Annotated in this window: 4 protein-coding genes; all 4 read left to right on the plus strand. The window is 51.3% G+C overall.

Features of this window, described 5'->3' with window-relative positions; genetic code table 11:
- Positions 1-44: 44 nt before the first annotated feature.
- The gene (locus WC515_07590) at positions 45-1184 is read left to right on the plus strand and encodes a glycosyltransferase (GenBank protein MFA5147220.1); all 1140 of its coding nucleotides are present in this window, start codon (positions 45-47) and stop codon (positions 1182-1184) included.
- A gap of 26 nt (positions 1185-1210) precedes the next feature.
- Complete coding sequence (locus WC515_07595) at positions 1211-2470, plus strand: ROK family protein (protein ID MFA5147221.1); 1260 nt, start codon at positions 1211-1213, stop codon at positions 2468-2470.
- A gap of 26 nt (positions 2471-2496) precedes the next feature.
- Positions 2497-3726, plus strand: a complete 1230-nt coding sequence (locus WC515_07600) for an extracellular solute-binding protein (protein MFA5147222.1) — start codon at positions 2497-2499, stop codon at positions 3724-3726.
- Between the two features lie 243 nt (positions 3727-3969).
- The coding region (locus tag WC515_07605) for a hypothetical protein (protein ID MFA5147223.1) at positions 3970-6484 on the plus strand (2515 nt) is incomplete at its 3' end.

Here is a 6484-nt window from a genome sequence, read left to right on the forward strand (position 1 = left end):
TGGGGGGTTAGGAGTTAAAATAAAGAAAGGAGCGGGCAGTAGAAATGGCTGAATTACCATTTATTTCAATAATAAACCCTATACGGAATGTCGAAAGGACGCTTGAGACGAATTTGAAGTATCTTCTGGATATCGATTATCCGAAAGATAGGATGGAGATCGTCTTCGGGGACGGCGGCTCTACCGACAAGACGATAGATATCATAAGGGAATGGCAGAAGAAGTACGGGCTCATAAAATTGGTGATAGTGCCGAATTCGAAGTCGCCGGGCGAGGCGAGAAATGCCGCGCTGAAGATGGCAAAGGGTGATTATATATTGTTCACGGACGGCGACTGTGCTCCTAGAAAAGATTGGGCGCGGAAGATGCTCGACCCGTTCTTCAGGGACCCGTCCATAGGCATGGTCGGGGGGGAGATACATACGCTGAGGACCGATCCCGATAACGACGTCGAGGCGTACTGCGAACAGACGAAGTTCCTGACGGTGGCCGGCAGATGCCTTATGACAGAGGAAGGATACTATCCGTCGATAGAAAAAGACCTGCCGCACGAGGTTAACGGCAATATACACAGCCCCTTCTTCGCTACGGCAAACGCCGCGGTGAGCAAAAAGGCGGCGGACGCCATAGGGAGGGAGTTCTGGCACGAGATCACCAGCGAGGACGTGGACTTCTCGCTTCGCATACTGAAGGCCGGATTCAAGCTGTATTATAAGCCTTCGGCCATAGTAGACCACATGCACAGGGTCACGCTGGCGGCGTACTGCAAGCAGCTATACGGCTACGGCTTCGGCCATCCGCTCGCGGTAAAGAAACACGCCAAGAACGTCATCGAGATACAGTTCCAGTATACGCCCAGGTACATCACGATAGTCATGCCGTTCTGGATGCAGGCGATAATCTATATCGGTGATTTCCATTTCATGCATCTCTTCGGTATCGCGTTCCTGGTAAACCTGGTACAGACGCTCGTCAGCGGGACGATGACGGTGTGGTTCCCCATATGGGGAGGCCTGTTCATCTCTTTCCTGTATAAGTACTTCAAGCCCATGCTGAAACTCGTACCGAGGAGCAAGTTCCTCACATGGGCCAGGATACGTTACGTTTCGAACTGGGCGCTTATGCGCGGCGGATTTAAAGGCGCCAAGACGTTCGGCGTAATATATCTTGAGTCGAGCTGGTAACGATAAGTAAAATTCGGAGGCGTGTCATGGCGTTTAAAGATGATATCTTGCGAAGTGACCGTTTTACCGAGAAGGAACGACGAAACCTGGCCATCCTCGATATCATAAGGCGCAAGAGAGAGGTCTCGAGGGCCGAGATATCGAAGATAACCCACCTCAACATAGTCACGATATCTAATTACGTCGATGACTACATCTCCAAAACGCTCGTACTGGAGAAAGGGCTCGATGTCTCTACGGGGGGACGCAGGCCGGAGCTCCTCGAGTTGAACGCAAAGTACGGTTACGCCATGGGCATCGATCTGGGGGCCCCTCATATTACGGAGGATTCCTGTGTCTGCGGGGTCATACTCGATGTCTCCGGAAAGATAGTGGCGAGGGCGAAGCGGAAGAAGGAGAGAGAGCCGCAGGACCGGCTCATCGAAAAGGTTAAGGACCTTGCTCAGGAGCTCCTGAGCGTATCCAAGATACAGGCAGCTAAAATAAAGGGTATAGGCATCGGCATATGGGGGGTCCTGGACAGGCATAAAGGGACAGTCCGCTACGCCGTTGAAACGGGAGAGGTCTTCAGCTATACGACGCTCCAATCGGTCCTCGAAAGGGAGTTCGAGGTCCCGACCCTTGTCGAGCACGACGCTACTGCGGGTGCGCTCGGCGAGAAGTGGGTCGGGTTGGGGCTTGCGTCGGAAGCGGAGAACATCCTCTATATATGTTCCGATTCCAGCTGCGGCATGATACTGAACGGCGAGATATATTACGGCGCGTCCAAAAGCGCCGGCGAGCTTAACCTGAACCCTCCGATCCCCGACTCAAAAGAGGAGACGTGCTGGTCCAAGTATGATCATGGGTGCGGTTTCAGGTCGCGCGGCATAGACCTCGGCATACAGTCGCGCGCAATGGCCTATTTTGAAAAGAACAGGTCTTCGGATTCCAGGATACTGGCGCTGGCGAAGAACGATCCGTCCAATATAACGCTTGGCATGGTCATAGAGGCGTCTAAATCGAACGATAAGGTGGCCAGGGAGCTTCTCGTCGAAGCGGGAAATTACCTGGGTTTGAAGATATCGTTCCTGGTAAACTTGTTCAACCCGGATGCGGTAGTGATAGGCAGGGGCATCGAGCGGTGCGGGGAGATATTCATCAGTGCCGTGAGGGTCAGCATAAAGAAGTGGGCATACGAAGAGTCGCTCAAGATAGCGAAGGTCGTGCCTACGAGTTTAGGCGAAGATTCCATAGCGTGCGGGGCCTCGGCGCTGGTCATGCAGCAGGTATTTGCGAGAATATAATTAGTCCATAGTTAAAATAAAAGAAAATGAAAAGATTCTTAGTAATTTCAGCGGTATGTTTTCTTTTGTTAAACGGATGCGCAAAGAAGGAATCTGCCACTGCGAAGAAAGAAATTGGGATCGTGATGTGGCTTATCGGCTCAGAAGACCAGGCGCTGACGATAAGAGAGCTGGCCGAAGAGTTTTATAAAAAGACCGGTATAAGGGTAAGGTGCGATGCCATATCATGGGGTAACGCGCACTCTAAGTATCTCACGTCGATAGCGGGAGGCGTCGCGCCCGATATAGGGACTATGGGGCTCACCTGGGGGGCCGAGTTCGGCAGCCTCGGCTCCATGGTCGATCTTCAAAAGGCCTATCCCGGCGAAGTGAATGGTATAAAAGGATCTGTATTTCCCGGCCTGTGGGGTGCCATAGAGTATAGAGGCAAGGTCTACGGCATACCGTTCGATATGACCGAATATGTAATGTACTACCGGACCGATATGGTCCGGGAGGTCCCGCAGGACTGGAATGGACTTACGGCGCTTCTTGACGAGCTCAATAAGAGCGGAAAGGGCATGATCTTCGATTGGGGCTCATTGAGCTGGATAGGGTATTCGCCTTTTTTATGGCAGGCAGGCGGGGATTACTACAGCGAAGATCATTCCAGGGTCACGGTGGATTCTCCCGAAGCGGTGAGCGCGATAAAGTTTTTTTCGGAACTCTACCTGAATCATGGTGTACCCAAGACGAAGATCCCGCTTGAGCAGGGTATGAGGACCGGCGATTTCCCGATAGCCATATCCGGTAACTGGAAGATAAGCGACCTTCATCTTTCGGCTCCCGAGATAGCCGGCAGATGGGCCATAGCCACTCTCCCCAAAGGTCCTACGGGCAAGGGTACCGCATTCATAGGCGGCAGGATAATGGGCATATTTGAGCAGTCCAGGAACAGAGCGGCCGCATGGGAATTCATAAAGTTCCTCTTCAGCCCTGAGATACAGGCAAGGCTATACGAAGCGGCGCTGGCCAAACAGGATACATATCTGCCTCCCAGCATCAATGGCTGGGAGATGATCAATATGGATCCGCAATTTAAGAAAGTGCTGGTATCGCAGGCCTATGACGCCAAGGGGCCGCCGGCCGTCGTAAACTGGGACTCATGCTCGAAATACGTAGATGAGGCGATACAAAAAATTATTTTGCGATCGGCGGACCCCAAGAAAGAATTGGAGAGGGCAAAACAGGAGATGGAGAGGGTCAGCAAACGGTAGAAGCAGGACCCGTAATAGATAGAATACTTTGATAGCCCACCGTCCTTATTTATATCTATAGTCATTCCCGTGTCGAACTAATAAAATATCAGAGAGGATCGGGAGTACATGTTAAATCACAAAAAAGTTACTTAATTTCCATTGACAATCCGCCAGGATGTGGTATTAATATAAGGTATATACATAAGGTGTACAAAAAGTTAAATAGCAACTCCAAAAAGAGGAGACCTGAAAATGCGAAGAATGACAAAAATTTTGTTTGTAGCAATGGCCTTTCTGGCGGTATTCTGCCACCCGTCAGCCGCTGATCCGCAGTACGACTACTACTACTTCAACTCCTACGACGACTACCTATTAAAGAGGGTTTTTTACGACAACGGTGATATCTATGAATATCTCGATGAACCCTTATATGGTTTTTATGGCAGGATCTCATTGATCTATAAGGTTTCGGAGGGTATCTACAGGACTTACGATTGGGGTGCAAGCCAGGTCACGGTAGATGAGTATATGGGCGCCTATGGCGCGGGATTCGGGAGCGATATGTGGAGCGACGTAACGCAGTCCGAAAGAAGGTTCTCCTATGTCTATGACCATAACGGTGAGATGCAGAACCTCGATACGCAGACGAACGGGTGGATATTACGCCTGAAGGATGAATTGCAGGATGACGGCGTAACGCTTAAGGAGGTATTCGAGTATAACGGCTCCGGAGTAATGTCGAGGCATTCGCTTTATGACGCAGGCGGAAGTTTAACCGAAGAGTACCTGTATGACGGCCTCGAACGGCTGATACGGGATGACCATGTGGCAACCGACAGGTACTCTACCTATACATATCATGACTCCCCCTATCAGGACATAGTCAGTTACAAAAGTGAGTATGTCCGGTCGTCAAATGCACTGCTCGTAACTTATGGATACAATACAAGCGGGACCCTGATAAGCAAGGCAGAGGCCGACGGGACGATATATACCTACTATGCCTCAGGCCGGCTTGAATCGATAACCTTTCCCTCTGCCGACGGGTACGGTAACCTGTATTATCATTACCTGGATGAGGATTACGCCGGACAGGGATACGGCCGGGTTGATAAGCAGATCCGCGCGGATGCCGACGACGACGGGGCGGTCGCATACGATTACGTATATATAGAAGGAAGCGAGATAATATTGGTCGGGGACCTGGACGGTAACGGGATCTCCGATTTCATCATAGACCTGGGCCCGGGCCGCGGGTTATGGATAGGATACGATAATGCTATCTGGGAACAGATAAGCGACGTAAGCCCGGAGTATATAGCGACCGGGAACATCGACGGCAACGGTAAGGACGACTTATTGATCGACTTCGGTTCTGTCTACGGCGTATGGGCGCTCTATGACAACGGCAGCTGGGAGCCCATAAGCGACGTAAGCCCGGAGTATATAACGAACGGGAATATAGACGGCAACGGCAGAGATGACATGATCATCGACTTCGGCTCCGCCTACGGCGTATGGGTCCAGTATGACGACAAGAGCTGGGAGCGGATAAGCGACGTAAGCCCGGAGTATATCACTGTCGGTAACCTTGACGGCAACGGCATAGATGACCTGATCATCGACTTCGGCTCCGCCTACGGCGTATGGGTCCAGTATGACGACAAGAGCTGGGAGCGGATAAGCGACGTAAGCCCGGAGTATATCACCGCCGGGAACCTCGACGGTAACGGCATAGACGACCTCTTGATCGACTTCGGTCCCACCTACGGAGTGTGGATACAGTATGACGACAAGAGCTGGGAGCGGATAAGCGACGTAAGCCCCGAGTACATAACGACCGGGAATTTTGACGGAAACGGCAGAGATGACCTCCTGATCGACTTCGGTCCCGGCTACGGCGTATGGGTCCAGTATGACGATAAGAGCTGGGAGCATATAAGCGACATAGATCCGGTATCTATCATAACCGGGGATTTTGACGGTAACGGCAGGGATGAGCTCATAATAGATTTCGGGCCTTCATATGGTATATGGATCAGGTTTGACAACGGCGCATGGTTAGAAGTCAACGGAACAGCCGTCAAAAGATGTTTTGAAAACAGTGATTTCACGTATCTCCTGGTGACTTATGTCTACAACCCTGACGGTGTATTGATAAGTAAAGCTCTGGCAGATGGTACCGCTTATACATACTATCTGAGCGGCAGGATGCATACCACAAGGCTTCCGAGCGGCACCATTTACGAATACGACGACACATCCGTTCACGATAGCGGGACCCCCGTCACAACAGATGACTACGGCCATCTCATAAAGGAGACGCGCCCGGACGGCACATACAAGACATTCTCCGATTATTATGATGCGGACCATGCCAGATTTGTTAGGGAGTATAGCGTTACAGGAGAGCTCCTGGCCACATATGAGTATGATGCGGCGGGCAGCCCCATAGCAGCGATCTCTTATGATATTACAGACGGCAAATGGCACAGGACCAGCAATTTTACGGGTACCCTCGGGGACGGGAAGAAGCATGCTCAGGACGATATGGTATATGATACGTATGCCGACGCTTTGGCAGGCACCGATACAGGTCTTGTCGTCCATATAGTATATACCTACGACGTCGATGGCAATGTCCTGACCAAGTCGATCTACGACAACGCCGGTACGACCAAGAACACCGCCTATGAGAAATACACCACCAACGCCGCGGGGACGCTCCTTGAGAAGATATTCTACTTCGATGGTGTAACTATCGCACCCGGAGTGA

It is taken from the genome of Candidatus Omnitrophota bacterium, from assembly GCA_041650805.1.
GTDB lineage: Bacteria > Omnitrophota > Gorgyraeia > 2-01-FULL-45-10 > 2-01-FULL-45-10 > JBAZKM01.

What these genes read in the sequence shown, in the direction of transcription:
- WC515_07600 (MFA5147222.1), top strand. Translation starts at nt 2,497, where the DNA reads ATGAAAAGATTCTTAGTAATTTCAGCGGTATGTTTTCTTTTGTTAAAC.
- WC515_07595 (MFA5147221.1), top strand. Translation starts at nt 1,211, where the DNA reads ATGGCGTTTAAAGATGATATCTTGCGAAGTGACCGTTTTACCGAGAAG.
- WC515_07590 (MFA5147220.1), top strand. Translation starts at nt 45, where the DNA reads ATGGCTGAATTACCATTTATTTCAATAATAAACCCTATACGGAATGTC.